Origin of the sequence: Microvirga tunisiensis, assembly GCF_009296175.1 — a bacterium.
Taxonomy (GTDB): Bacteria; Pseudomonadota; Alphaproteobacteria; order Rhizobiales; family Beijerinckiaceae; genus Microvirga; species Microvirga tunisiensis.
This window is the reverse complement of the sequence record NZ_VOSK01000749.1, coordinates 1-1,410: the sequence shown is the minus strand read 5'-3', so window position 1 is coordinate 1,410 and position 1,410 is coordinate 1. Positions and strand designations below refer to the sequence as shown.

Genomic DNA, 1,410 nt, shown 5'->3' with positions numbered 1-1,410 from the left:
CGCCATCGGGGGGAGAGACGCCCGTCAGACGCGCCGCGGGGCTGTTGCCGCTCACCGTGCCGGAAGTGCGCCGTCTGCTCTGGCATCTGGTGTGGGAGCGGCCGCCTTCGGTTGAGGCCGTCGAGCACTGGTCGGTGTGGCGCCGGCGCCATCAGCAGCGGGCGCGCGAATGCCACTGGCGCAAACGCACCCGACGCCGACGCAAGGCCCGGCTGTAGTACTAGGCCGCTCTGCCCTTGGCCAAGGCATCAAAAGCCTTCAGCCGCGCGAGCAATCCCTCCAATTCCTTCAAAGGAACCATGTTGGGACCGTCGGAGGGTGCCTTGTCTGGGTCCTGGTGCGTCTCGATGAAGACGCCGGCCACGCCGACCGCTACGGCGGCCCGGGCGAGCACCGGCACGTATTCCCGCTGGCCGCCCGAGGTCGTGCCCTTGCCGCCTGGCTGCTGCACGGAATGGGTGGCGTCGAAGATGACTGGAGCGCCGGTCTCAGCCATGATCGGCAGGGAGCGCATGTCGGAGACGAGCGTGTTGTAGCCGAAGGAGGCGCCGCGCTCAGTGAGCATCACATTGGGATTACCGGCATCCGTGATCTTGGCAGCCACGTTGGCCATGTCCCAGGGAGCCAGGAACTGGCCCTTCTTCACGTTGACCACGCGGCCTGTCCTGGCAGCGGCGAGCAGAAGGTCGGTCTGGCGGCAGAGGAAGGCCGGAATCTGGAGGATGTCGACTATCTCTCCCACAGGGGCGCATTGATCATTCTCGTGCACGTCGGTGATCACCGGCAGCCCGTATTTCTCCTTCACCTCGGCGAAAATGGAGAGGGCCTTGTCCAGCCCGATGCCGCGCGCGCTGGAGATGGAGGTCCGGTTCGCCTTGTCGAAGGACGACTTGTAGACGAGGCCAAGACCCACCTTTCCGGCAATCTCCTTGAGCGCGGCAGCCATCTCGAGCGCGTGATCGCGGCTTTCCATGGCGCAGGGCCCGGCGATGATGCTGAGCGGCAGATGATTGCCGAAACGGACGGAGCCAGCCTCGACGACGGCAGGATGCTGTTTGATATCAGTCATGCGCCGTCTCTATCCTTTCTGAGGCAGCAAGCAAAGCGACTCTGTGCATGCCACCCGTTCGCTGAATGTGATGGCCCGGATTCCCACCGGTTCCTTCGGATGGCAGCGATCGGACTTGAGACCGATAAATGCCCTTTAACCAAGGGGGATGAAGAGCATTCCTCTCCAACAAAATGCTGATTTACTTTAGGTCAATTCCAAAACAGTATGCTATTACTACTGTGTCATAAACTTTGTGTGGCAGCAGGGACATCGTGGGAGCCTTCGCACGAGAGTGCAGATGAGTTCAGCCCGGATGGTGGCGATCGACTGGGCGACGTGGCGTTCGGGGCGGATGGGTG

The 1,410-nt window shown here is 62.6% G+C and carries 1 protein-coding gene and 1 pseudogene; one reads left to right on the top strand and one right to left on the bottom strand.

Going from position 1 to position 1,410, the window contains the following annotated elements:
* A pseudogene (locus tag FS320_RS47425) lies at positions 1 to 218 on the top strand (hypothetical protein); the annotation flags it as partial.
* A gap of 2 nt (positions 219 to 220) precedes the next feature.
* Here FS320_RS47425 and kdsA read toward each other — a convergent pair.
* On the bottom strand, positions 221 to 1,069 hold the full coding sequence (gene kdsA / locus FS320_RS43365; protein ID WP_152718651.1) for a 3-deoxy-8-phosphooctulonate synthase: 849 nt from the start codon (positions 1,067 to 1,069) through the stop codon (positions 221 to 223).
* Between the last annotated feature and the right edge of the window lie 341 nt (positions 1,070 to 1,410).